The 21,326-nt window shown below is 68.6% G+C and carries 26 protein-coding genes and 1 tRNA gene; 10 read left to right on the plus strand and 17 right to left on the minus strand.

Features of this window, described 5'->3' with window-relative positions; all coding sequences use genetic code 11:
• Positions 1–29: 29 nt before the first annotated feature.
• From ACIA8G_RS17830 to ACIA8G_RS17850, 5 genes are all read right to left on the minus strand, one after another.
• Positions 30–752: a S1 family peptidase gene (locus ACIA8G_RS17830; protein ID WP_396419573.1), complete on the minus strand. Its 723-nt coding sequence runs from the start codon at positions 750–752 to the stop codon at positions 30–32.
• 127 nt (positions 753–879) lie between these two features.
• Positions 880–1,008 (minus strand): HepT-like ribonuclease domain-containing protein, encoded by a 129-nt coding sequence (locus ACIA8G_RS17835; protein WP_396419574.1) that lies wholly within the window; start codon positions 1,006–1,008, stop codon positions 880–882.
• 98 nt (positions 1,009–1,106) lie between these two features.
• On the minus strand, positions 1,107–1,415 hold the full coding sequence (locus tag ACIA8G_RS17840; RefSeq protein WP_396419575.1) for a nucleotidyltransferase family protein: 309 nt from the start codon (positions 1,413–1,415) through the stop codon (positions 1,107–1,109).
• Positions 1,416–1,460: 45 nt separating this feature from the next.
• Complete coding sequence (locus ACIA8G_RS17845; protein ID WP_396419576.1) at positions 1,461–2,255, minus strand: exodeoxyribonuclease III; 795 nt, start codon at positions 2,253–2,255, stop codon at positions 1,461–1,463.
• Positions 2,256–2,266: 11 nt separating this feature from the next.
• A complete protein-coding gene (locus ACIA8G_RS17850; RefSeq protein ID WP_396419577.1) occupies positions 2,267–2,485 on the minus strand; it encodes a hypothetical protein in 219 nt (72 codons plus the stop codon).
• Positions 2,486–2,651: 166 nt separating this feature from the next.
• Here ACIA8G_RS17850 and ACIA8G_RS17855 point away from each other — a divergent pair, with 166 nt between their 5' ends.
• Entirely contained in the window at positions 2,652–2,966 is a 315-nt protein-coding gene (locus tag ACIA8G_RS17855; RefSeq protein ID WP_396419578.1) for a hypothetical protein, read from the plus strand.
• Between the two features lie 28 nt (positions 2,967–2,994).
• Here the strand turns inward: ACIA8G_RS17855 and ACIA8G_RS17860 are convergent, their stop codons facing one another.
• The 4 genes from ACIA8G_RS17860 to ACIA8G_RS17875 all read right to left on the minus strand — a co-directional run bounded on the left by ACIA8G_RS17860 (position 2,995) and on the right by ACIA8G_RS17875 (position 8,454).
• Positions 2,995–5,625, minus strand: coding sequence for an AAA family ATPase (locus ACIA8G_RS17860; RefSeq protein ID WP_396419579.1), 2,631 nt, complete (start codon positions 5,623–5,625; stop codon positions 2,995–2,997).
• A 190-nt stretch (positions 5,626–5,815) separates the two neighbouring features.
• Positions 5,816–6,097 (minus strand): SH3 domain-containing protein, encoded by a 282-nt coding sequence (locus tag ACIA8G_RS17865; RefSeq protein WP_396419581.1) that lies wholly within the window; start codon positions 6,095–6,097, stop codon positions 5,816–5,818.
• Between the two features lie 212 nt (positions 6,098–6,309).
• Positions 6,310–7,533, minus strand: a complete 1,224-nt coding sequence (locus ACIA8G_RS17870; RefSeq protein ID WP_319975034.1) for an NADP-dependent isocitrate dehydrogenase — start codon at positions 7,531–7,533, stop codon at positions 6,310–6,312.
• A gap of 78 nt (positions 7,534–7,611) precedes the next feature.
• Positions 7,612–8,454: an SDR family NAD(P)-dependent oxidoreductase gene (locus ACIA8G_RS17875; protein WP_396419582.1), complete on the minus strand. Its 843-nt coding sequence runs from the start codon at positions 8,452–8,454 to the stop codon at positions 7,612–7,614.
• Between the two features lie 113 nt (positions 8,455–8,567).
• Here ACIA8G_RS17875 and ACIA8G_RS17880 point away from each other — a divergent pair, with 113 nt between their 5' ends.
• From ACIA8G_RS17880 to ACIA8G_RS17895, 4 genes are all read left to right on the plus strand, one after another.
• Positions 8,568–9,374: a metal-dependent hydrolase gene (locus ACIA8G_RS17880; protein WP_396419583.1), complete on the plus strand. Its 807-nt coding sequence runs from the start codon at positions 8,568–8,570 to the stop codon at positions 9,372–9,374.
• Between the two features lie 146 nt (positions 9,375–9,520).
• Positions 9,521–10,987, plus strand: a complete 1,467-nt coding sequence (locus tag ACIA8G_RS17885; protein WP_396419585.1) for a PHP domain-containing protein — start codon at positions 9,521–9,523, stop codon at positions 10,985–10,987.
• Positions 10,984–11,466, plus strand: a complete 483-nt coding sequence (locus ACIA8G_RS17890) for a hypothetical protein (RefSeq protein ID WP_396419586.1) — start codon at positions 10,984–10,986, stop codon at positions 11,464–11,466. The genes ACIA8G_RS17885 and ACIA8G_RS17890 overlap by 4 nt, the downstream gene beginning before the upstream one ends.
• Positions 11,467–11,475: 9 nt before the next feature.
• Entirely contained in the window at positions 11,476–12,426 is a 951-nt protein-coding gene (locus tag ACIA8G_RS17895; protein WP_396419587.1) for a ribose-phosphate diphosphokinase, read from the plus strand.
• Here ACIA8G_RS17895 and ACIA8G_RS17900 read toward each other — a convergent pair.
• Positions 12,419–13,057 (minus strand): TetR/AcrR family transcriptional regulator, encoded by a 639-nt coding sequence (locus ACIA8G_RS17900; RefSeq protein ID WP_396419588.1) that lies wholly within the window; start codon positions 13,055–13,057, stop codon positions 12,419–12,421. The two genes, ACIA8G_RS17895 and ACIA8G_RS17900, sit on opposite strands and share 8 nt — an antisense overlap.
• A gap of 103 nt (positions 13,058–13,160) precedes the next feature.
• On the opposite strand from ACIA8G_RS17900, the gene ACIA8G_RS17905 reads away from it, so the two are divergent.
• Genes ACIA8G_RS17905 through ACIA8G_RS17915 form a run of 3 tightly spaced genes read left to right on the plus strand, consistent with a single transcriptional unit; the run spans position 13,161 to position 15,252 of the window.
• On the plus strand, positions 13,161–14,207 hold the full coding sequence (locus ACIA8G_RS17905) for a medium chain dehydrogenase/reductase family protein (protein WP_396419590.1): 1,047 nt from the start codon (positions 13,161–13,163) through the stop codon (positions 14,205–14,207).
• Positions 14,204–14,644 (plus strand): TetR/AcrR family transcriptional regulator, encoded by a 441-nt coding sequence (locus tag ACIA8G_RS17910; RefSeq protein WP_396419591.1) that lies wholly within the window; start codon positions 14,204–14,206, stop codon positions 14,642–14,644. Before ACIA8G_RS17905 ends, ACIA8G_RS17910 begins: the two co-directional genes overlap by 4 nt.
• Before the next feature lie 20 nt (positions 14,645–14,664).
• A complete protein-coding gene (locus ACIA8G_RS17915; RefSeq protein WP_396419592.1) occupies positions 14,665–15,252 on the plus strand; it encodes an ABC transporter permease in 588 nt (195 codons plus the stop codon).
• Here the strand turns inward: ACIA8G_RS17915 and ACIA8G_RS17920 are convergent.
• The 5 genes from ACIA8G_RS17920 to ACIA8G_RS17940 all read right to left on the minus strand — a co-directional run bounded on the left by ACIA8G_RS17920 (position 15,198) and on the right by ACIA8G_RS17940 (position 17,922).
• Positions 15,198–15,656: a DUF3995 domain-containing protein gene (locus ACIA8G_RS17920; protein ID WP_396419593.1), complete on the minus strand. Its 459-nt coding sequence runs from the start codon at positions 15,654–15,656 to the stop codon at positions 15,198–15,200. The two genes, ACIA8G_RS17915 and ACIA8G_RS17920, sit on opposite strands and share 55 nt — an antisense overlap.
• A 46-nt stretch (positions 15,657–15,702) precedes the next feature.
• The gene (locus ACIA8G_RS17925; RefSeq protein WP_396419594.1) at positions 15,703–15,963 is read right to left on the minus strand and encodes a Prokaryotic metallothionein; all 261 of its coding nucleotides are present in this window, start codon (positions 15,961–15,963) and stop codon (positions 15,703–15,705) included.
• Between the two features lie 20 nt (positions 15,964–15,983).
• Positions 15,984–16,355: an MmcQ/YjbR family DNA-binding protein gene (locus tag ACIA8G_RS17930; protein ID WP_396419595.1), complete on the minus strand. Its 372-nt coding sequence runs from the start codon at positions 16,353–16,355 to the stop codon at positions 15,984–15,986.
• A gap of 28 nt (positions 16,356–16,383) precedes the next feature.
• Complete coding sequence (locus ACIA8G_RS17935; RefSeq protein ID WP_396419596.1) at positions 16,384–17,625, minus strand: glycoside hydrolase family 18 protein; 1,242 nt, start codon at positions 17,623–17,625, stop codon at positions 16,384–16,386.
• A gap of 223 nt (positions 17,626–17,848) precedes the next feature.
• Positions 17,849–17,922 (minus strand) — tRNA-Arg (locus ACIA8G_RS17940).
• Positions 17,923–18,028: 106 nt separating this feature from the next.
• Here ACIA8G_RS17940 and ACIA8G_RS17945 point away from each other — a divergent pair.
• On the plus strand, positions 18,029–19,144 hold the full coding sequence (locus tag ACIA8G_RS17945; RefSeq protein ID WP_396419597.1) for a DnaJ domain-containing protein: 1,116 nt from the start codon (positions 18,029–18,031) through the stop codon (positions 19,142–19,144).
• Here ACIA8G_RS17945 and ACIA8G_RS17950 read toward each other — a convergent pair.
• Together ACIA8G_RS17950 and ACIA8G_RS17955 are read right to left on the minus strand one after the other, a co-directional pair.
• Positions 19,141–19,545 carry a hypothetical protein gene (locus tag ACIA8G_RS17950; RefSeq protein WP_396419599.1) on the minus strand — a complete coding sequence of 135 codons (405 nt, stop codon included), beginning with the start codon at positions 19,543–19,545 and terminating at the stop codon, positions 19,141–19,143. The genes ACIA8G_RS17945 and ACIA8G_RS17950 overlap by 4 nt on opposite strands.
• A gap of 83 nt (positions 19,546–19,628) precedes the next feature.
• A complete protein-coding gene (locus ACIA8G_RS17955; RefSeq protein ID WP_396419601.1) occupies positions 19,629–20,441 on the minus strand; it encodes an NADP-dependent oxidoreductase in 813 nt (270 codons plus the stop codon).
• Between the two features lie 74 nt (positions 20,442–20,515).
• Here ACIA8G_RS17955 and ACIA8G_RS17960 point away from each other — a divergent pair, with 74 nt between their 5' ends.
• Positions 20,516–21,295: an AraC family transcriptional regulator gene (locus ACIA8G_RS17960; protein WP_396419602.1), complete on the plus strand. Its 780-nt coding sequence runs from the start codon at positions 20,516–20,518 to the stop codon at positions 21,293–21,295.
• Positions 21,296–21,326 lie beyond the last annotated feature (31 nt).

The raw sequence follows: 21,326 nt of genomic DNA on the forward strand, positions 1-21,326 counted from the left end.
TAAAGGCTGGTCGGGCTGGGTCAGTCGGCCTAGATGACGGACTGGATCCACGCCCGTTGGTACGCAACGTCGCCAAAGCTCGCGAGGTGATCGCGGTCGCTCAACGACAGAACGCCGACGAGCACCGCACTCCCATCGGGGCGCGTGAGGAACGCGGGGCCACCGGAGTCGCCCCCGGCAGTGATGCCGTTGATGCGCGCCGCGCAGAACTCCGTGGGGCTGTCAGAGACCATGCGTTCGTCCCGGCACTCCTGATCCGAGTTGGGTCGCACGGTCAGATCGGCCTGCTTCAGCACGGGAGACTGACACCCGCCCTCCAGCCCATCAGTGCACGTCGCACCCCAGCCGTAGGCCGTGATCGTCTTACCGGCGGCGAGGTCACCGCTCTCGGCAAGGCGAGCGAGAGCCACCGTCATCGGCGGAACCTTGATCAGCGTCATGTCGGTGTGGTCGTTGCCGCGACGGGAGTCGGGGATCGGCCGCACCACCTCACCCCCTTGCGGGCCAAGGCTTCCGACGCGGAAGGTGATCGCCGAGTCCGGGATGTTCTTGAAGCAGTGGGTGGCCGTCAGGACCCATTCCCTGGCAACGGCGGTGCCGGTGCACTGCGGTGCCCCGTCGACGAGCATGTGGACCGCCCACGGCGCATCCTTGCTCACCGTGCCGCCGATGATCGCCGATGCTGGGGCGGCTGCCGCCAGGAGGGCGGCGACGCTCACGCCGAGTGCCAGCGTTGCGCGACGAACAGACATCGAGAAGCCCCCTCCGGAACGGATCAACGCTGGAGAGACGTGCGTTGCGGGGTGAGGTTGCTCCGGTCGGCGGGCTGGGGGTTGGGCCAGTCGAAGGTTGCGGTGACCGGGGCGTGGTCCGACCGGCTCAGCCGAGACCGGCGAGCAACTGACGAAGGTGCCCTTCCAATTGCGGTCGCTTCTCCGCGAGCACCTGCCACACCAAAGCATCGTCCACGCTTGCGTAGCCGTGGATCAGGATGTTGCGGAACGCCACGATGCGAGGCAGGTCAGGAATCGAGTCGGCCAGTTTCTGATCAACCGTCGGCCAGCAACTCGGTGGCGCGCAAGGCATCCCACAGGTACGTGCGGGGATCACGCCGCATAGAGAGTTTCCTTGGTGTCCATGACCTGCTGGCGGAAGTACGGGTTGCGAATGCTCGCGCTGACCACGAGGTCGACCGGCCTGCCCAGGATCCGCTCCAGCCCCTCCTTCAGCGCGAAGTAGGTACCGAAGTGGTCGAAGCTCTGTGTGACGTCGAAGTCCACAAGGAGGTCGACATCGCTCAACTCCACGTCGAACGACTCACCGACCGCCGAGCCGAACACGTCGAGCCGCCGAACGCCCAGCGTCCGGCACAGGTCCTCGATCTCGGCCAGCTTGGCAGCCACGACCTCGTGCATCCCGTCACCTCCCAGACGCGATTGTGCCTGATCTCAGACGTTGAGTCAGTCCGAGTAGACGACAGTGACCGGGGCGTGGTCCGACCAGCGCTCCGCATACGTCGCCGCCCGCTCCACCACGGCAGACGTGGCCGCAGCAGCCAGCCCATCCGTGGCCACCTGATAGTCGATCCTCCACCCAGAATCGTTGTCGAAAGCCTTCCCGCGATAAGACCACCACGAGTAAGGCCCAACAGCGTCAGGGTGCAGCGACCGCATCACGTCGGTGTACCCGGAGGAGAACACCGACGACATCCACTCCCGCTCGTACGGCAGGAACCCGGACGACTTCTGGTTCGTCTTCCAGGCCTTCAGGTCCTCGGCCCGGTGCGCGATGTTCCAGTCACCGCACACGAGCACCTCACGGCCCGATACGGCCGCCTTCTCCCGCAGCGACACCAGGTACGGCAGGAACGCCGCCATGAAGCGATCCTTCTCGTCCTGCTTCGGAGTGCCCACATCGCCTGACGGCAGGTACAGGGACGCGACGACCACGCCCGGCAGCTCGATCTCCACGTACCGGCCGCTCGCCTCGAACTCGGAATCACCGAAGCCCACCCGCACGGACGACGGCTCGACGCGCGACAGCACGCCTACGCCGGCGCGGCCCTTCAGGGACGACGGCGCGTAGACGCCGTGCCAGCCGTGGGGCGAATGCACGTCAGCGGCCAGCTCATCTGGCTCGGCGCGGACTTCCTGGAGACACACCACATCGGCCGAAGAGGCCGAGAGCCACGAGAGGTAGCCCTTCTTGGCGGCAGCGCGCAGACCGTTGACGTTGACCGTGGAGACCGTGAGCACGACGGAGGAGCCTACCGAGAGGCCAGGCCCCAGGGTTTCGGGTACTCGGCACCGCAGCCGGCGCAATGAGCGCTCAAATCCAGGTAGCCCACGATGGTCGCCATCTCGTCGCGGGGCAGCGCCAGCTGGCGCTGGCCGTCGATCTCGGTGTAGAGGCCCTGCCACTCGGGCTCGCAGGAGCACTGCGTGACGCCCTTGCCTCTGCCCCACCGAAACATGTTCCGCAGCATGCCCACAAGTTTGCCACACGCCACCGAAGTCGTTGGCCAATGCAAAGCGGCACTTCGGGGAATACGTATTGTTCGCGGCCACCCCTTGAGCGTGCGGATCACCATCGGCCAGATTTCAACCGGGCCCAGCAATCTCCCCAAAGCACGCAAGCATCAAGGAGAAACAATGAACGCGATCAAGGGTGTTCTCGTCGGTCTCGCCGCCACCGCCGTGCTCTTCGGTGGTGCCGCCCAGGCCATCGCCGCCCCGGTGACCTCCCAGTCGACCGAGGCGTCGGCCAGCGTGAGCGGCGAGGTCGTCGCGATCGTCAAGGGCAAGTCCATCAAGGTGAAGGTCAACGCCTCCACGACTGTGGACGTGGACTACGACGTCACCAAGACCGTCATCTCCGGCGACCTGAAGGTCGGCGCGTCGGTGGACGTGAAGGGCCACAAGGCCGGCGGCACGATCTTCGCGTCGGGCATCATCGTTCTCAAGTAACGACTCTTGGAAAAGGCCGGCGCCGCCCTCACGCGCCGGCCTTTTCCAATGCCGCCGCCAAATCACGACGGCCGGAAATACCCAGTTTTCGGTAGGCGCGCGTCAGGTGGAGCTCGACCGCCCGGGGCGTCACGAACAGTTCCGCTGCGATTTGCCGATTCGTCAGCCCGTGCACGGCTCGACGCACGATGTGGTCCTCCTGCGCGGTCAGCACCGAACCCGACTGTGTCCGGGCAGGACGGCCGCCCGCCGCGCGCAGCTCTCGTGCCGCGACGCCCATCAACGGGATCGCACCGCACCTCTTCGCCAGGTCGTGCCCCTGCCGCAACGCCGCCAGCGCCTCCGGGCCGCGCCCGGCAGCGCGGAGCACGACTCCCCAGTCGACCAGGGCCCGCGCCAGTTCCAGCCGCGCCGGTGCCGCGCGCAACGCCGACACGGACTCCTCCAGCAGCGCGGCACTTCCCGCCACCACACCGGAAATCCGCAACGCCACACCGACCGGTACCGCGAGACCCCAGTCCCGCGCCAGTTCCAGTTCCTGTTCGGCCAGCCGCAGAGCCTGATCCCGTTGCCCCAACGCCAAGTGCGCCAGCGCCGCGTGCGAACGCCACGGCTGCAAAGCCGGGTTGCGCGCGCCGCGCCGTTCCACCCGGTGCCCGCAGTCGAGGTGGTCGCGCAATGCGGCGGCCGGGTCGCCGAGGGCCATGTGCAGGCGGCCGCGCTGGTGCAAAAGTGCTTGGTAGTGCGAGTACTCCGGCAGATCGCCGGCCAGCTCCCGGTCGCGCAGCAGCCGCAACGCTGACGTCGTGTCGCCGGTGTCCACCCAGGCACCTACCAGTCCGGAGACGGTGACCACCACGTTGCCGTCCTGGTTGGCGCCCAAGACGTCCAGCTTCTCCAGAGAGGTGATGCCGAGCCGTTCCGCGTCGGGCAACGCCCCCAGCCGCCGCGCCACGTGGCACCGCAACCCCTGCACCAGAGCCGCGCCCACGGCGAGATCTCGTTCCGACGTCACCCGCAGCGCCTCCTCGCACTGCCGGTCCGCCTGCTCGTACTCGTCGATGCCGATCAACGCCACGATCATGTGCGCGAACGAGTACTGGTCGATCACGTCGCGGCCGATGTGCAACGGCAGGGACGCCTGCACCCGCCGCCGCGTCTCCCCCAGGTTCGCGCCGATCGTGGCGCCCCGGTACGCGAGCACCGTGTTGAAGAACCGCTCGTTGCTCACCGAGGTCATGCGCGAACCGGACAGCCTGGCGATCCGCGTCTCCACCTCACCGGAGAAGAACGACTCCTCCAAGCCGAGCGACAACGCGTAGAGGTCCAGCCGCTGCGCCAGATCCGCGTCCACACCGGACACCCGCGCGATCACCGACTCGACCTTGGCCACCGCGTCGCGGTACATCCGCCGCCCGGCGAGGTCGTAGGCGAGCAGCAACGCCATCCGCCCCTCGGCCAGCACGTCCATCGACTGACCGGCGGCCTTGTTCAGCGACGCGATCGCCGCACCGGGGTCGACCAGCGACTGCGCCTCGCTCAGCTCGACCAGCACCTCGCCGCGCAGGTCGTCCGGCAGCGGCTCGCGCAGAAGCCTGCGCAGGTAGGCGATCTGTTTGTCCGAAGTGGACCGTCGTGCGGCGATGCGCAGCACGTCCCGCACCCAGTCCGCACCGATCGGAGCGGCTTCGAGCAGGTGCGCGGCGACGTCCTCGACGGGTGCCTGGTCGTCGTGCCGAAAACGGGCAGCCCGCGCGTGGATCGCGCCGCGGTCCAGTGCGGTGGTGCTCTGCGCCAGCGTGGCCAGCACCATCGGCACACCCGCGAAACCCAAGCCTCCCAACGCCCGGGTCGCGTCGACGGCCTCCCGCGGGCCCAGCCCGGCAGCTGCGCCGGCCAGCGCCAGGTCCACCTCGCCGAGCACCGCGAACGACCGCGCGAGCGCCACGACCTGCGGACCGGCCTGCGCCAGCCGGGAGACCAGCTCGCCGGCGCGTTCCCCGAGGTCGCGCGGGCGCAGGGCGAGGAGGTACGGGTTGCCGCCGGTCGCCACCCGCCAGTCGGCGACCACCTCGTCGGTGACGCCGGACGCGAAGATCGTGCGCAGGAACCGGGCACAGGCCTGCTGGTCCAGGCCCGCCAACGGGATCCGCCGCGCGTCACCGACCACCTCGCGCAGCAACGGTGTCGCATCGACGGCGAGCCCCCGCGTGACCACGACCAGCACGGGCAGCTCGCCCAGTCGTCTTCGGAGGTAGGACAGGAAGTTCAACGAGGCGGCGTCGGCCTGTTCGACGTCGTCCACGGCCAGCAGCACCGGAGCGCCCAGTGAGACCTCGCGGACCAGCCGGTGCAGGCGGTGCATGGCGGCCTGGTCCGCGTCACCGTCGAAGATCTCGTCGGCCTCGCTCTCGAAGAGCTGCGCGACCACGCCGAACCGGAACCCCGACTCCGAGGCCGAGCACTGCGCGCGGAAGACCGTGAAACCCAGCTCCTTGGCCATCCGCACGGTCTCGGCGAGCACCGTCGTCTTGCCCAGACCCACCCTGCCCTCGACGCAGACGACCGAGGGCGCACCCTGGGCGGCCTCGTCCAGTGCCCTGCGCAGGGCGGCCAGCTCACGCTTGCGGTCGGACACCACGGAACTCGTGACCGCCACCGGATACGTCCCTTCGCCGCAACGCTCTTCGAACACGTGGCGGCGCGTTCAGGGCCGTCCTGACTAGACCAGCCGGATCAATCCTAAGGAGGGTGCCCCGGCCTGGAAAGGCCTTTCCGAACCGGGAATCCCCTCGTGTTTCATACCGCTTCCGCGGCCTTCACCGAGGACCGGAAATTCGCCCGGTCGCTCACTTGCAGGTGGAATCGCTGGTCAGCGCCACGAACTGGCCGCTAACCCAGCGCCGGTCGCTCAGCATCCGGTACCCGTTCTCCACCCGCGCCTGTGCATCGGCCACGGCATCGCGCGGCATCGTCGAGACGATCGGCTGCATGTCGCCCGGCCCGGACCGCACGTTCAGGATGTCCGCGGTCACCGTGATCTTGCAGATCTCCGTCCCCGTCTTGCTGTCCATGGGCTTGCCACCGTTCGCCACGTACATGACGCCGGCGATCCCCAGGACGCCGATCACGATCATTCCCCTGACCGGAACACCCAACATCGCGCTGCCTCCGAATACCCGCACAAAGCCCAGAGCAGCAGATATAGCGGCTGCCGGTGCCCCGTGGACGGCTCGGCGCGGCAACCACCCGCAAGAGGAACCGACCGGGTGACGCGGGAACGCGAAAGGCCACCCCGGCGTGACCGGGGTGGCCTTCTGCAGTGCTCAGATCAGGCGAGGAGTCAGAACGACGCCATCTTCTTCTTGAGGTTCTCGTCGAGCGCGCCGAGGAAGTCCTCGGTGGTCAGCCACGCCTGGTCCTTGCTGATCAGCAGGGCCAGGTCCTTGGTCATCTGACCGGCCTCGACGGTCTCGATCACGACCTCCTCGAGCGCCTCGGCGAAGCGGATCACCTCGGGGGTGTTGTCCAGCTTGCCGCGGTGCATGAGGCCACGGGTCCACGCGTAGATCGACGCGATGGGGTTCGTGGAGGTCGGCTTGCCGGCCTGGTGCTGGCGGAAGTGACGCGTCACGGTGCCGTGCGCGGCCTCGGCCTCGACCGTCTTGCCGTCCGGGGTCATGAGGACCGACGTCATCAGGCCGAGCGAGCCGAAGCCCTGCGCGACCGTGTCGGACTGCACGTCACCGTCGTAGTTCTTGCACGCCCAGACGTAGCCGCCCTCCCACTTCATGGCCGCGGCGACCATGTCGTCGATGAGGCGGTGCTCGTAGGTGAGGCCCTTGGCGTCGAACTCCGCCTTGAACTCCTCGTTGAACACGCGCTCGAAGATGTCCTTGAAGGCGCCGTCGTAGGCCTTCAGGATCGTGTTCTTCGTCGACATGTAGACGGGGTAGCCCCGCTGCAGGCCGTAGGAGAACGAGGCGCGGGCGAAGTCCTCGATGGACTTGTTGTAGTTGTACATGCCCATCGCCACACCGCCCTCCGCCGGGAACTCGGTGACGACGTGCTCGATCGGGTCCGACCCGTCCTCGGGCTGGAAGGTGATCGTCAGCTTGCCGGCGCCGGGCACCTTGAAGTTGGTGGCCTTGTACTGGTCACCGTGCGCGTGACGGCCGATGATGATCGGCTTCGTCCAGCCGGGGACCAGCCGCGGAACGTTCGAGATGATGATCGGCTCGCGGAAGACGACACCGCCGAGGATGTTGCGGATCGTGCCGTTGGGCGAGACCCACATCTTCTTGAGGCCGAACTCCTCGACACGCGCCTCGTCCGGCGTGATCGTGGCGCACTTGACGCCGACGCCGTGCTTCTTGATGGCGTTGGCCGCGTCGATGGTGACCTGGTCGTCAGTGGCGTCCCGGTGCTCGATGCCCAGGTCGTAGTACTCAAGGGTGACGTCCAGGTACGGGTGGATCAGCTTGTCCTTGATGAACTGCCAGATGATCCGGGTCATCTCGTCGCCGTCGAGCTCGACGACGGTGCCCTGAACCTTGATCTTGCCCATAACCCGGGCGCTCCTCTCGCGACGATGCAAGCAAGACAAGCGTACTGGTAAACCGCCGACGTGTGCTTGCGACCCTGGTTACACCGATTCAGGGTCGCGGTCGGTCGAGCGGCTCACGTGCTCCCACTTGTCGATTTCCGCGTTCCGTGCCTGGTCCGCCATGCGCACCATATCCACCGCGTCGCTGCCCAGCAGCAGACACAGCGGCGGCTCGTCCATGGCTACCACGTCGAGCATGACGCGCGCGGCCTTGGCAGGATCACCAGGCATGTTGCCGTGCGCGCCGCGCATCATGTCGAGCAGAGCCCCGGCAGACGAAACGTAGTCCTCCCCCGGCTCGGTCACCACCAGGGAGGGGCCGGTCCAGTCCGTCTGGAAGCCGCCGAGCTCGATCAGGGTCGTCCTGACCCCGAACGGCGCGACCTCGGCCGCGAGCGACTCCGAGAAGCCGCGCAGGGCGAACTTGGCCATCACGTACGGCGCGAGCCCGCCGCCGAACGCCATGTGCCCCGCGGTGGAGCCGACCTGCAGGAAGTGGCCGGACCGCTGCTCGCGCAGGACCGGGAGCGCGGCGCGGGTGACGTTGACTACACCCCAGAGGTTGACCTCCAACTGGTCGCGGAAGTCGGCCTCGGAGCACTCCTCGATCGACGTGACGCGGCCTGCGCCCGCGTTGTTCAGCACGACGTCGAGGCGGCCGAACTCAACGACGGCGGTCCGCACGGCGTCTAAGGCTTGCTGGGGATCGCGCACGTCCAACGTCACGGCTCTGACCCGGTCGCCATGTGCCGCGACCAGATCATCCAGGTCGCGCGGATTGCGCGCGGTCGCGACCAGCCGGTGCCCGGCGGCGAGCACCGCTTCCGCCGTCTTACGTCCGATGCCGCGAGAAGTGCCGGTGATGAGCCAAACCTGCGCCATGTCCGTGACTCCTTCTGGGAGATCAGTTGTCCGCAGATATGGAGTTTGGCCTCAACCGCCTGATACCTGCGGCTACTGTTCCACTCGTCGGGTGATCATCAGAAGGGGCGTAAGTGTCAACTGGGCCAACACATGCGATGAGCGGGCTGCTTGCCTGGTCCGCCGTCACCGCACTCGCCTCCGCTCACCCGATCGGCCAGCTCTCCCCGCAGAGCTGGGCTGTCGGCGCCGTTCTCGCGACAGGTGCGGCGTTGCTGCCCGACCTCGACCACCCCGGTTCGACGATCTCGCGCACGTTCGGTGCGTTGAGCGGCGGGCTTTCCGCGGGTATCAACACACTCAGCAGCTTCGTGTACCGAACGACCAGGACTCGCAAGGATTCCAACCGAGATGGCGGGCACCGCGGTCTCACGCACACGCTGGTTTTCGCGTTGTTCGCCGCCGTGTTCACCACCGCGGTCGTGCAGAACAGCCAGAAGTGGGCACTGCCGGTGTTGATGTTCGTGTTCGCCGGCCTCGCGGTGCGCGGCATCATGAACGACTGGTGCCCCAAGCAGGACGCGCTGATGATCACCGTGGTGTCCGCGGGCATCACCTGGGCGATGATCGCGTGGACCTCGCAGACGAACGCGTCCGCCGCGGCGTGCGGGATCGCGGTCGGTGTCGGCTGCTTCGCGCACTACCTCGGCGACGCGATCACCGAGCAGGGCTGCCCGATCCTGTGGCCGGTTCCGATCATGGGCAAGACGTGGTTCCCGGTCGCGCCGCCGAAGATCATGCGGATGAAGACCGGCGGCGTCGTGGAGATGGCGATCGTCGGGCCCGTGGTGACGGTCCTGTCCCTGTGGCTCGGGCTCGCGGCGCTGCAGGCCGCCGGAGCGCTGCCGTTCCTGGACTGGGTCGACCTGCTCCCGATCTAGATCTTTCTGGAACTTGTTCTTTCACCAGCCATTCAGCGGCTACCTGCGTCTCACCCGATCGGTCTAGCCTCCATCGACCCGACCAGTCGCGTGGAGGACCCGCTGTGCCCGAAGTAGCCCGCAGACGCTTCTTGCAGGGAGCGAGTGTGCTGGGTGTGGCGGGGGTCCTGGGTTCCGGGAGTGCCTCCGCGTCGACCCGATACCACTGGTTGTCCGGCGATCACCACACGCACACGCAGTACTCGTACGACGGCATGTACACCATCGAGCAGCAGATCCGCGGTGCGTTGCGGCACGGCACGGACTGGCTCGTGATCACCGACCACGGCCACCAGTCGCACGAGGCGCACTCGGTGGAGGCGACGGCGGCCGACGTGAGCCGCGCCGCGCGGAAGTTCCCCCAGCTGCTGCTGTGGCACGGCATGGAGTGGAACGTTCCCGGCGCCGAGCACGCGACCCTGTTCTTCGAGGACTGCCGCGACGAGGCCGGCGTGCTGCGCGACTTCGAGCGGCAGTTCGACTGGCGGCTCAACGGCGCCGAGGCGTCCAACCCGGCCAACGAGCGCAAGGCGCTCGACGCGATCCGGTTCCTCCAGACCAAGATCCGCAACGGCACGATGAAGTCCGCGCTGGTGTTCGTGAACCACCCGATGCGCAACGGCCGTGTGGCGCCTTACGAGTTGCGTGCGATGCGAGACCTCGCGCCCGACATCGTTGTCGGCATGGAGGGTGCGCCCGGTGCACAGGGCGACGGCGACCCGTTGCGCGGTCCCGGCGGCCACCGCGGCGGCTACGCGAACAGCCCCGGTTCCAACTCGTACGCGGCGTACCCGCCGGAGGCTTACCGCACGTACGGCGGCTTCGACTGGATGACCGCGAAGGTCGGCGGCGTGTGGGACTCGCTGCTCGCCGAGGGTCTCGGCTGGTGGGTCACGTCGAACTCCGACTCGCACTTCAACTCGCGCGACACCATCGTCCGCGTGCCGGAACCGGGCATCCAGTTCGACCAGTTCGGCAAGCACCTGGACCCGGTCGACACGGGCCCGCCGCAGGTGCAGCCGCCGTACGTCGACTTCTTCCCGTGCGAATTTTCCCGAACCGTCGTGGGCGCGACACGCCGGACGCGCGGTGCCGTGATGGAGGGCCTTCGGGCGGGTCGCGCGTGGGTTTCGCACGGCGGTCTGGTCGACGATCTGCAGTTCTCGGTTTACGGCTCGTCCGGTGCGGCGACACTGGGTGGGAGGCTGCGCGTGCGGCGCGGCTCCGACGTGACCGTGCTGGTCAAGGCCCGCTTGGCGACACGCCCGAACAGTGCGGGTTTCGTGCCGCGCCTACGTCGTTTGGACCTCATCAAGGGCCTGGTAACCGGTCGGAGCTCATCCGAAACGTTGTCCACGCCACATGTGAAGGTCGAGCGATCCTACGAGCCGCGCTGGCACTATGCGGTCTTCACGCACACGTTCCGCAACGTCCGGGAGCCGTTCTACCTCCGGATGCGCGGAACCGACGGCAACCGCGGCGCGTTCGAACCGCAGGCGGACACTCCGGGAGCCGCGAACCCGTGGGAGGACCTGTGGTGCTACACCAACCCGATCTTCGTGGAGGTCAGGTGACCAGCACCTTCGTCGGCATCGACGCCGGCTACGAGAACCGCTGGGAAGCGGAGAAGATCGCGTTAGAGCTGCACGACACACAGCTCACCACGGCCCGGACGGTCGTGGTGCACGAGGTCGACGGCCACTACGCGATGTCCTTCCTCGTACCAGTGCCCCCGTCCGACGCAGTGGTGAACTCGCTGGTCAACCAGGGCTTTGGCGTTGCCGTACGTGGCGCATCGTCAGGGCGTTTGGTGGGTCCGGAGGCGCTGCGAGTCGGCGCCTCTGCTGCTGCGGAGGCCCATCAGTACCGCCGCGAGGGGCGCGCTCTGCGCTTCCAGGGCCAACGGTCGTTGCGCGGCCGTCACGGTGTCTCGGACATCCTGGCGTTCACCGCGATCGAGGTCGTTCTCCCGCGTGGAACCCACACCGTCGACACGCGCGGGAACCTCACCCCGTTCTTCCGCGACGGCAAGTTGGTGCTGGTCATCGACTAGGTTCGGGATGTGCGTGACATCGCTGTCTTCAGTGGTTCTGCCCATCCTTCACTCGCTGCCGAGATCTGCCGTGATCTCGGTGTCGAACTCTCGCCCACCCGCGTCACGCGGTTCGCCAACGACTGCCTCGAGGTGCAGCTGCAGGCGAACTGCCGTGAACGGGACGTGTTCCTGATCCAGCCGCTCGTGCCGCCGGTGCAGGAGAACCTGGTCGAGCTGCTGCTGATGCTGGACGCCGCCCGTGGCGCTTCGGCCGCGCGCACGACCGTGGTGCTGCCGCACTACGCCTACGCCCGGTCGGACAAGAAGGACGCGCCGCGGATCTCCATCGGCGCACGGCTGGTCGCGGACCTGATGGTGTCCGCCGGGGCGTCGCGAGTGCTGGCCCTGACCCTGCACTCGCCGCAGGTGCACGGGTTCTTCTCCGTTCCCGTTGATCATCTGCACGCGCTGCGGGAACTGGCCGGGTACTTCTCGCGGTACGACCTGTCCAACACCGTGGTGGTGTCGCCGGACCTGGGGAACGCCAAGGAGGCCGCGCACTTCGCGCGGATCGTGGACGTGCCGGTGGCGGCGGGCGCCAAGCAGCGGTTCGCCGACGACGAGGTACGGATCTCCACGGTGATCGGCGAGGTGTCCGGGCGCGACGTGATCGTGCTGGACGACGAGATCGCCAAGGGCAGCACCATGATGGAGCTCCTCGACAAGCTGCGGGAGCGCGGCGCCCGGTCGATCAGGGTCGCCTGCACGCACGGCCTGTTCACCTCCGGCGCGCTGGACCGGTTGCAGGCGCAGGAGGACGTGCTGGAGATCGTGTCGACCAACTCCGTGCCGATCCCGGACGAGAAGCGGGTGCCGAAGCTGAAGGTGCTGTCCGTCGCGCCGGCGCTGGCCGAGGCGATGCGGCGGATCAACATCGGCGAGTCCGTGTCGACGCTGTTCGAGGCGCCCTCTACTTGAGATGCGCGAGTGCGGTGATCAGGCGTTCCGCAACGTCGCCCGGCCCAGGCATCTTGCGCACCACGGCACGTTGGTGCGCGAGGCCGTGCAGCCCGAGCCACAACGCGACCGCGTCGCCGTAGAGGTCATCGCTGCCGTACGCGATCCCTGCCTCCACGCACGCGCCGAGCACTCCGGCGAGCAGCGTGAGCGCCTCCGCGCCCAGTGAGTCCAGGTCGGCGTCGGTGATCGAGACGTCGTCCACCGACGGCGTCCAGAGGCCGCCGAACATGATCCGGTAGCGCTGCGGGTGCGCCTCGGCGAGGTCCAGGTAGGCGTGGCAGACGGCGAAGAGCCGTTGCCGGGCGTCCGGGCCCGCGTTCTCGTCGGCCTCGCGCAGTGCCGCCGCGAGCCGGCCCATCTCCTGCTGCACCACGGCCAGCATGATCTTCGGCTGGTCCGCGAAGTGCGCGTAGATCGACGGTGCCGCGATCCCCGCCCTGCGCGCGACCGACCGCAGCGTGACCGCGCGCTCGTCGCCGCCCTCGTCCAGCAGCGCCACCGCCGCGGCGATGATCTCTTCGCGCAGTTTTCCGCCTTCGCCGCGGCGATTTCGCCTGCGTGCGGGGGCTGCGGTCGCTTCGTTGGTCACGCTCGTAACCATACACCTGAAAGTTTATGGGTGTTAGGCCTTGCGTTCGTAGACTTACGCTCGTTACCTTACGAGTGTCAGCACAGCGACCGAGGAGATCCAGATGAACACCACCGCCACCACCCGCGCCACCGAGATCGTCCTGCCCGGCGTGGTCGACCCCGACGGCCTGCAGGTCCAGGTCCGCGACCTGCCCGCACCGGGTGAGGGCCAGGTCGTCCTGCGCATGGAGGCGACCGGCGTCTCGTTCGCCGAGCAGCAGATGCGCCTGGGCAAGTACTTCGACCAGCCGCCGTTCCCGTTCGTGCCCGGCTACGACGTCGTCGGCACGGTCATCGCGACCGGCCCCGGCGTGGACCCCGGCCTGAAGCTCCACCGGTTCGCCGCGGTCACCAAGGTCGGCGGGTGGGCCAGCCACCTGATCGTCGAAGCGGCCGACCTCGTGCCGGTGCCGGACGGTGTCGAGGCCGCCGCCGCGGAGACGGTCGTGGTCAACGGCGTCACGGCGTGGCAGATGATGTACCGCACCGCGAAGGTCGAGCGGGGCGACACGATCGTGGTGCTGGGCGCCAACGGCGGTGTGGGCTCGACGCTCGTGCAGCTCGCACGCCACGCCGGAATCAGGGTGATCGGCACGGCCTCGGCCCGCCACCACGACGCGGTGCGCGAGCTCGGCGCGATCCCCGTCGACTACCGCGACCCGCACATGTACGACCGCATCCGCGAGCTCGCGCCCAACGGTGTCGACGCGGTGTTCGACCACGTCGGTGGTGTCGCGCTGAACGAGTCCTGGCGGCTGCTGCGCCGCGGTGGTGCGCTGGTCAACTACGGCTCCGCCGCGACGAAGGACGTCCCTGGCAACGCGATGCTGCCGGTGCTGAAGCTGTTCGGTCAGCTGATGCTGTGGAACCTGCTGCCCAACGGCAGGCGCGCCGGGTTCTACAACTTCTGGGCGGGCAAGCGCTTCCGTCCCCAGGCGTTCCGCGCCCGGCTGCGCGACGACCTCACCTCGGTGCTCCGCCTGGTGCACGCCGGTGTGCTCACGCCGCAGATCGCCGCGCGCATCCCGCTCTCGGAGGCCGCCGCCGCGCTCGCGCTGGCCGAGTCGCGGACGGTTCTGGGCAAGGTCGTCATCGTCCCGGAGCCGTGAGCACCCGCGAGGCCATCGTGGCGGCCGCGACCGCCCTGGTAGACAGGGACCGCGCCGTGACGCTGCGAGCCGTCTCGCGTGAGGCGGGCCTCCCCACCTCGTCGATCTACCCGCACTTCCCCGACTGCGCGGCGATCCTGCGGGCCGTGTGTCACGCGGCCTTCGCCGAACTCTCGGCCGCTGTTCTGAGCGCTTCCGACGTCCACGCGGCAGGCCTCGCCTACCTGGACTTCGCCGCTCTTCATCCGCGTCGCTACCGCGTGATGTTCGGTGTTCTCGACCTCGCCGAACCGGCATTTCGGTTGTTCACCGGCTACACCGCGAACGCCTTGGCGCTCTGGCTGGGCCTGCACGGCCTCGCCGACCAGCGCGCCTCGTTCCGCCGCTCGCCCGTGCTCTCCGCACTCGCACCGCGCCTGATCGCGTCCCTCAGCTGACTTTCCCGGAGGTCTCCACCATGAACGCCACCGCCCTGCGCACCGCAGTCGCCGTTCCCGCCGACGAGGTCGACAACCGCGCCGCCTACCTGGCGTTCGCGTCCGCCTACGTCTTCGGCCACGGCTCGGCGATGCTCGCCAAGGCAGGGGTGGTTCCCCTGCCGCCCTGGCTGCCGATCGCGTTGCTCGGCTCGGGTGTCGTCGCCGGCACGGTCCTGGCCGTGATCGCGTCCCTGCGGGCTCAACGTGGCGCCAGCGAGGCCCGGCGTCGTGCCGAGAAGCTGGTCGGCACGGCCTGGATCACCGGTTTCGTGGCGCTGGCACTGGCGATCACCGGTCTGAGCACGATGTTCGACAAACCGGAGCTGCAGACCGTGCTCTGGCCCGCCGGCTCGACCATCGTGGTCGGTCTGATCTACCTCGCCGAGGGGGCCGTGCGAGGCAACGCGTTGCACTACAACCTGGGCACCTGGCTGACGCTGGTCGCGGCGGCGACGCTGTTCGTGCCCGGCGCCGGCTTCTTCGGGGTGCTGACGGTGCTGGGCGGCGGCGCCTACCTGGTGGCCGCGTTCCTCGAGCCCCGCCGGCTGGCCGCGCTGGCCAGGTAGGTGGCGGCCAGCAGGAATGCCCCGCCGAGCATGAACCACGGGTTCCAGAGCAGCAGACTCCACCGGGTCTGCTGCTCTCCCACTTCCTCGGACAGGTTCGTGGTCAGCAGCGCCACTTCCAGGCCCGCGCCGCGCAACAGGAGCGCGGCGCCACCGAGCCAGCCGAGTGCGGTCACAAGGCGGTGCGGGCGCCAGCGCGTGAGGCCGACGCTGAACCAGGCGCCGACCAGCAGCACGAGGGCGACGCCCCACAGGCCGCCCAGCACGAACCAGGCCGGCCTCTGCGTCGCCAGGTCGGCGCCGGCCGACTCAGCCAGCCCGACCGTGCCGCCCAGCGCCCAGAACACGTGCAGCGCGGCGAACAGCAGGCACCACGATGCCGCCGCATATCCCCAGATCTTCACGCCGGGCCCAACGAACCCGGTAGGGCGGTGGTTCCGGCGACCGGGTCTAGCCCGGATGTGCGCCGACCGTGTCCCGGATCTGCGCGCCCAGGTCGGCAGCCGCGGACCGCGCGCAGTGGGCGCAGCAGAAGAAGCGGCCCTCCACCTCCACGCCGTGCCCGATCACGCGGCAGTCGCAGTGTTCGCAGCGAGGAGCGAGGCGCTGGATCGCACACTCGAAGCTGTCGAACGTGTGCACGCCGCCGCCGACGGTGCGCACCTCGAAAGCCATCCAGTAGTCGTTGCCACAGACGTCACAAGTCGCCATGCGCGGAAGAGTGCGGCAGGTCAGTCGGGTCGGCAACTTGAGGCGTCGAGTTGCGCTACCAGCGTCTTCGGGGCAATCACCCGATAGGCGTCCTCGACCAGGTCACCGAGGACGTCCCAGTCGACCTCGACGTCCAGGTACACGCCCAGCCAGCCGCGGTGGCCCACGTAGGGCGGGCGGAAGTAGCTGTCCGGCGCCTGCGCGACCAGGGTCTGCTGCACTTCCGGGGCGGCCGCGCACCAGAACGCGACGCGGTCGTCGTGGTGCTGGTTCGCGAACATCACGAAGGTCTTCTTGCCGCGGACGAACCAGGTGGGCTCGCCGTGACTCTGCCGTTCGGTGACCTCGGGCAGGGCCAGGCACCGGCGGCGCAGGTGTTCGAGTGCGTCCACCCGAACATCCTGCGCCATTTTCGGTGGATCAGCCGATTCCGGAGCGGATCGCGCTGACCAGCTCGCCGTTGGTCGTGTCACCGGAGAGTTCCCAGAAGAACACGCCGCCCATGTTCTGGCCGCTGGCCCACGAGATCTTGCTGCGGATCGTGGCCGGGGTGTCGTAACTCCACCACTGGCTGCCGCACTTGGCGTACGAGGTGCCCGCCACGGATCCGTTGGCAGGGCAACGGGTCTTGAGCACCTTGTAGTCCTCGATGCCCGGTTCATAGGTGCCGGGTGCCGCACCGGTCGCGGTGCCGCCGGGTGCGGTCTGGGTGACGCCGGTCCAGCCGCGTCCGTAGAAACCGAGGCCCAGCAACATCTTGCTGGCCGGGATGCCCTTGCTCTTCAGCTTCTGGATCGCCGCGTCGGTGTTGAAACCCTGCTGCGGGATGCCGGCGTAGGACGTGAGCGGCGAGTGCGGAGCCGTCGGGCCCTGCTGCGCGCCCGGCCACGAGCCGAAGAAGTCGTACGTCATCGGGTTGTACCAGTTCACGTACTGCGCGGCGCCGGCGTAGTCCGCCTTGTCGATCTTGCCGCCGGTCGAGGCGTCCGCGGTGATCGCGGCGGTCACGAGGTTGCCGCTGCCGAAGCGGGTGCGCACGGCCTGCATCAGCGTCTTGAACGAGTTGAAACCGCTGGTGTCACAGCTGAGCCCGCACGCGTTCGGGTACTCCCAGTCGATGTCGATGCCGTCGAAGACGTCCGCCCACCGCGGGTCCTCGACCATCCGGTAGCAGGAGTCCGCGAACGCCGCCGCAGCCGCCGGGCTGCTCGCCGCCGCCCCGAAGCCGCCGGACCAGGTCCAGCCGCCGATCGAGAACAAGATCTTCAGGTTGGGGTGCAGCCTCTTCAGCTTGCGCAGCTGGTTGAAGTTGCCGCGCAGCGCACCCGCGTCCCACGTGTCCGAGGTACCGTCCACAGAGGACGCCGCGTCGTAGAACTTGTCGTAGTCGGCGTAGGCGTCGCCGAGCACGCACCGGCCGCCGGAGACGTTGCCGAACGCGTAGTTGATGTGCGTGAGCTTGCTGGACGAGCCGGACGTGCGGATGTTCTTCACGTGGTAGTTGCGCTGGTAGACGCCCCACTGCACGAAGTAGCCGACGACGCGGTTGGCGATCGCCTGCGCGCCGATGTCGGATTGCGGAGCGGCTTGGGATGCGGGTGCGGCCAGGGTGACTGCGGTTAACAGGGCTGTCGCCGCCGCGACGATTCTGCGCCTGAACATAGCGGTCTCCTCGATGGGTGACGGCGCGGCGGCGCTCCCCTCAAACTAAGTGGACTAGACCACTTCCGTCAATGGTTGAACCGGGAACACGACCGGGCCGTCCGGGAGTGAGGGATGGCGGCAGCCAAGGGAGGAGTGGTGTGCCTCGGGGTGTGGGGTGTCCCCACTGCGCCGGCGAACGAACCGGTTCGTGCTTTCTGCGAACAGAGGGCCCCTGAGAGAGCGGGACCGGCCGGATTCGAACCGGCGTTCTCCCTCCGTGACGGAGGGCGCGTCGACCACTGCGCTACAGGCCCCTTCGCACTGCGTGACACCACCCTAGTCCGCGATTGCCGGGCCGTATGCCCTGCGAAAGTGTTGGACCCAATAAGGTTCACGCACCAACCCCGAACTGGACGGTGTCGTGCCAGGGATCGACTACTACGAGTTGCTCGGTGTCAACCGGGGCGCCAGCGCCACGGAGATCAAGTCGGCCTACCGCGCTCTCGCCAAAGTCATGCACCCGGACGCGGGTGGGACTTCTGGCAGCTTCCGCCTGCTCCAGGAGGCCTACGAGACGCTGAAGGACCCGGTCCGGCGCGCCGACTACGACCGTCCGGCCGCGCCGCCTCCGCCCGTCACCCGACCGCAGGCACGCCCGCGACCTCGCCGAACCGGCCGCGCGGGCCGGTTGCGCGACTTCGGTGACGACCCGAACTACGCAGCTCCGCGCCCCCGCGTCGACCTGGGCTCGATGGACTGGTGGCACCGCATCGACCTGGGCCAGCGGGTCCGCTACGTGCCCGCCACGGGCCTCGGCCACGCCCCGGCGGCCGCGGCGATCGGTGGCTGGTTCGTGCTGTTGATCCCGCTGACCTTGCCGTTGTCACCGCTGCTCCTGGCCGTCTGGCTGCCGCTCGTGGCCGGCGCCGGTTACGGGGCGTTTCGACTGGTGCGCCGCTACATCAGCACCGTGCGGGCCGAACGGGCGTTCGCCGGCGAGTACGACGGGAACACCATCTTCGGCCGTCCGGGTGAAAACAGACGCGAACGGCTGACCGCCGGACTGCTGACCGAGTACCTGACGCAGCTACCGGGAGTACGCATCTTCCACGGCCTCGCCTGGCCTGGCTCCGTCTTCACCGACATCGACCACGCCCTGCTGTGCGGCCGCCGCCTGGTCCTGATCGAGTCGAAGTCGTGGCTGCCCGGCCACTACTACTGCGACGAGGACGGCGAACTCTGGCGCAACGGCCACCCGTTCCGCGGCGGCGGCTCCCAGCTGCTGGACGGAGTGGAGCGCTTCGCTGAAATCCTGCCGTGGCTGGAGATCCGCGGCGCCCTGCTCATCTACCCGAGCCGCGCCGGCGAGGTCACGTGCGACGACGACCTGGACTTCGAGGTACCGCCGATGACACCGGAGCAGTTCGTGCGCGAGATCGGCGACTGGCTGGCCGACGACCCGGCCACCGTCGACCGCGAGGCGCTGCGCGCGCTGGTGCGCCAGGTGGTCTCCGAGGTCAGGGTCGCGGGCGCCTAGTTCCTGCAGGCCGCGGGAATCCCCTCGGAGACCAGCCTCGTGCCGCTGCACAGTCCGGTCTCGACCTCCCTGTCACCCGCGTCGCCCTTGGCGTAGATCAGGTAGTCCTTGCCGACCTTGAGGCCGATGCCGCACGAGGCCTCGCTGGCGGCGGAGATGACGCTGACGTACCGCGGGACGTCACCCTTGCGCTCCTTGTAAACGACCACGCGGTAGCGCACCTGCTGGCCCGGCTCGGCGACCTTCGCCAGGATCCGGCCCTGGAACACGTGGTCGGCGCGCTGGAACAGCTGCTCCTCGGTGGCGGGCGCGCAGCTGCACGCGTGCGCGGCGCCGGCCGCCGCCGTGGTGAGGCCGGCTGCGAGTGCGGTGACGGCTGCGATTCTCGCGATGCGCTTCATCGTGATTCCCCCTGTTCAGACCCCCTGTGATGCTAGGTAGACGGGGGTGGGGCGGCGAGAGGTTGCACCGCTGAGCGGCACACTCACGGCGTAAGCACGATCTTGCCGCGGATGTCGCCTGCCTCGCTGCGCTTGTGCACCTCGCCGATCGCGTCGAGCGGAAGCACCTCGGTCACGTCGAGCTTCAACTCACCGCGGTCGACGAGCGAGACGAGTTCGGCGAGCGTGGCCCGGTCGTAGCGGGTGATCACATGCGTGCCGACCCTGGTCGTGACGGAGACGATCCGCCCTGCGGCAGGCACGTCCGAGATGGCGACGAGGTTGAGCACCACGTCCACGTCCTGCGGCAACGACGTCAGGGTGTAGTCGACGACCTCGTCCGCCCCGAACGCCTCGACCGTGGCCGCACTGCGCGGCGACGCGGTCGCGATCACGTGTGCGCCGGCACGTTTCGCAAGCTGCACAACGAATCCCCCGATGCCGCCGCCCGCACCGTTGACCAGCACCCGTTCCCCAGGCCGCAGCCGTGCCTCCGCGACCGCCTGCCACGCAGTCAGTCCGGCCAGCGGCAGCGCCGCCGCGTGGGCCAGCGGCACTCCTCGCGGCGCCGCGACCAGCCGTTCCCCAGGCGCCACAACGAACTCGGCCGCAGCGCCCCCGTCGAGAAAGCCGACCACCTGCTCACCGCTCTCGACCACGGTGCCCGCGACGTCCCACCCGAACGCGAACGGCAGGCTCACCGGCACGAGGCCTCGCCGGACCCCGACCTCGGTGGGGTTGAAGCTGGTCGCCGCGACCCGCACCAGCACCTGGGAAGGTTCTGGCACCGGTGGCGGCACGTCGTCGACCCGGATCACGTCCGGGGTACCGAACTGGTGGATGCGCGCGATCTTCATGAGAACCACGCTAGGCGCCTCCGTCGAGACCATCCATGCGCTGCAGGCTCATCTTCATATGAGATCGTCTCACCGTGGACGTGCTGAGCGACGTGATCACCGTGATGCGCACCGGTACACCCCGTTCCGCCCGTTTCGAACGCCGAGAGCCCTGGGAACAGCACTACCCGCCGGTCCCCGGCTCGCTGGGCTTCCACGTGGTGGTCAGCGGAACGTGCAGGCTCGAGGACATGACACTTCAGGCGGGCGACATCGTCGTGGTGTCCGACCAGGAGCACACCATGTCCGGCGAAAGCCCGTGCGTGACTCTCTGCGGCGCCTACGAAGTGGATCCGTCCCGGCTACACCCCCTGCTGCGTTCCCTGCCACCGCTCCTGCGCACGTCCTCGCCATCCGCCGTCTCGTTGCTGAACGCCGAACTGGCCTACCCGGCCCTCGGCTCGGACGCGCTGGTGCCCGCAATGCTCGACGTGCTGCTGGTGCACGCCCTTCGAGCCTGGTGCACCACAGTCGGCGAAGGCTGGGCGGCAGCACTCCGCGATCACCCGGTGACCACCGCCCTGCAGGCCATGCACGACACCCCGGCGGCACCGTGGACGGTCGCCAAGCTGGCCGCCACCGCGGGCCTCTCGCGCGCCACGTTCGCCAGGCGCTTCACCGCCTACACCGGGCAACCGCCACTGACCTACCTGACCTGGTGGCGGATGACCCTGGCGGCACGCGTGCTGCGCTCCACCGACGCGCCACTCAGCTCGGTGGCTGCCGGCGTCGGCTACGCCTCGGAGTTCGCGTTCGCCGCGGCCTTCAAGCGGTCGTTCGGCGTCGCACCTGGCCGATATCGGCGATCATCCTGACCGAGGACCGGTTCGCACGGCTGACCAGCGA

Source organism: Lentzea sp. NPDC051213, from assembly GCF_044455585.1.
Lineage (GTDB): Bacteria > Actinomycetota > Actinomycetes > Mycobacteriales > Pseudonocardiaceae > Lentzea.

What these genes read in the sequence shown, in the direction of transcription:
- ACIA8G_RS17830 (WP_396419573.1), bottom strand. Translation starts at nt 752, where the DNA reads ATGTCTGTTCGTCGCGCAACGCTGGCACTCGGCGTGAGCGTCGCCGCC.
- ACIA8G_RS17840 (WP_396419575.1), bottom strand. Translation starts at nt 1,415, where the DNA reads ATGCACGAGGTCGTGGCTGCCAAGCTGGCCGAGATCGAGGACCTGTGC.
- ACIA8G_RS17850 (WP_396419577.1), bottom strand. Translation starts at nt 2,485, where the DNA reads ATGCTGCGGAACATGTTTCGGTGGGGCAGAGGCAAGGGCGTCACGCAG.
- ACIA8G_RS17855 (WP_396419578.1), top strand. Translation starts at nt 2,652, where the DNA reads ATGAACGCGATCAAGGGTGTTCTCGTCGGTCTCGCCGCCACCGCCGTG.
- ACIA8G_RS17870 (WP_319975034.1), bottom strand. Translation starts at nt 7,533, where the DNA reads ATGGGCAAGATCAAGGTTCAGGGCACCGTCGTCGAGCTCGACGGCGAC.
- ACIA8G_RS17875 (WP_396419582.1), bottom strand. Translation starts at nt 8,454, where the DNA reads ATGGCGCAGGTTTGGCTCATCACCGGCACTTCTCGCGGCATCGGACGT.
- ACIA8G_RS17905 (WP_396419590.1), top strand. Translation starts at nt 13,161, where the DNA reads ATGAACACCACCGCCACCACCCGCGCCACCGAGATCGTCCTGCCCGGC.
- ACIA8G_RS17915 (WP_396419592.1), top strand. Translation starts at nt 14,665, where the DNA reads ATGAACGCCACCGCCCTGCGCACCGCAGTCGCCGTTCCCGCCGACGAG.
- ACIA8G_RS17925 (WP_396419594.1), bottom strand. Translation starts at nt 15,963, where the DNA reads ATGGCGACTTGTGACGTCTGTGGCAACGACTACTGGATGGCTTTCGAG.
- ACIA8G_RS17935 (WP_396419596.1), bottom strand. Translation starts at nt 17,625, where the DNA reads ATGTTCAGGCGCAGAATCGTCGCGGCGGCGACAGCCCTGTTAACCGCA.
- ACIA8G_RS17950 (WP_396419599.1), bottom strand. Translation starts at nt 19,545, where the DNA reads ATGAAGCGCATCGCGAGAATCGCAGCCGTCACCGCACTCGCAGCCGGC.
- ACIA8G_RS17955 (WP_396419601.1), bottom strand. Translation starts at nt 20,441, where the DNA reads ATGAAGATCGCGCGCATCCACCAGTTCGGTACCCCGGACGTGATCCGG.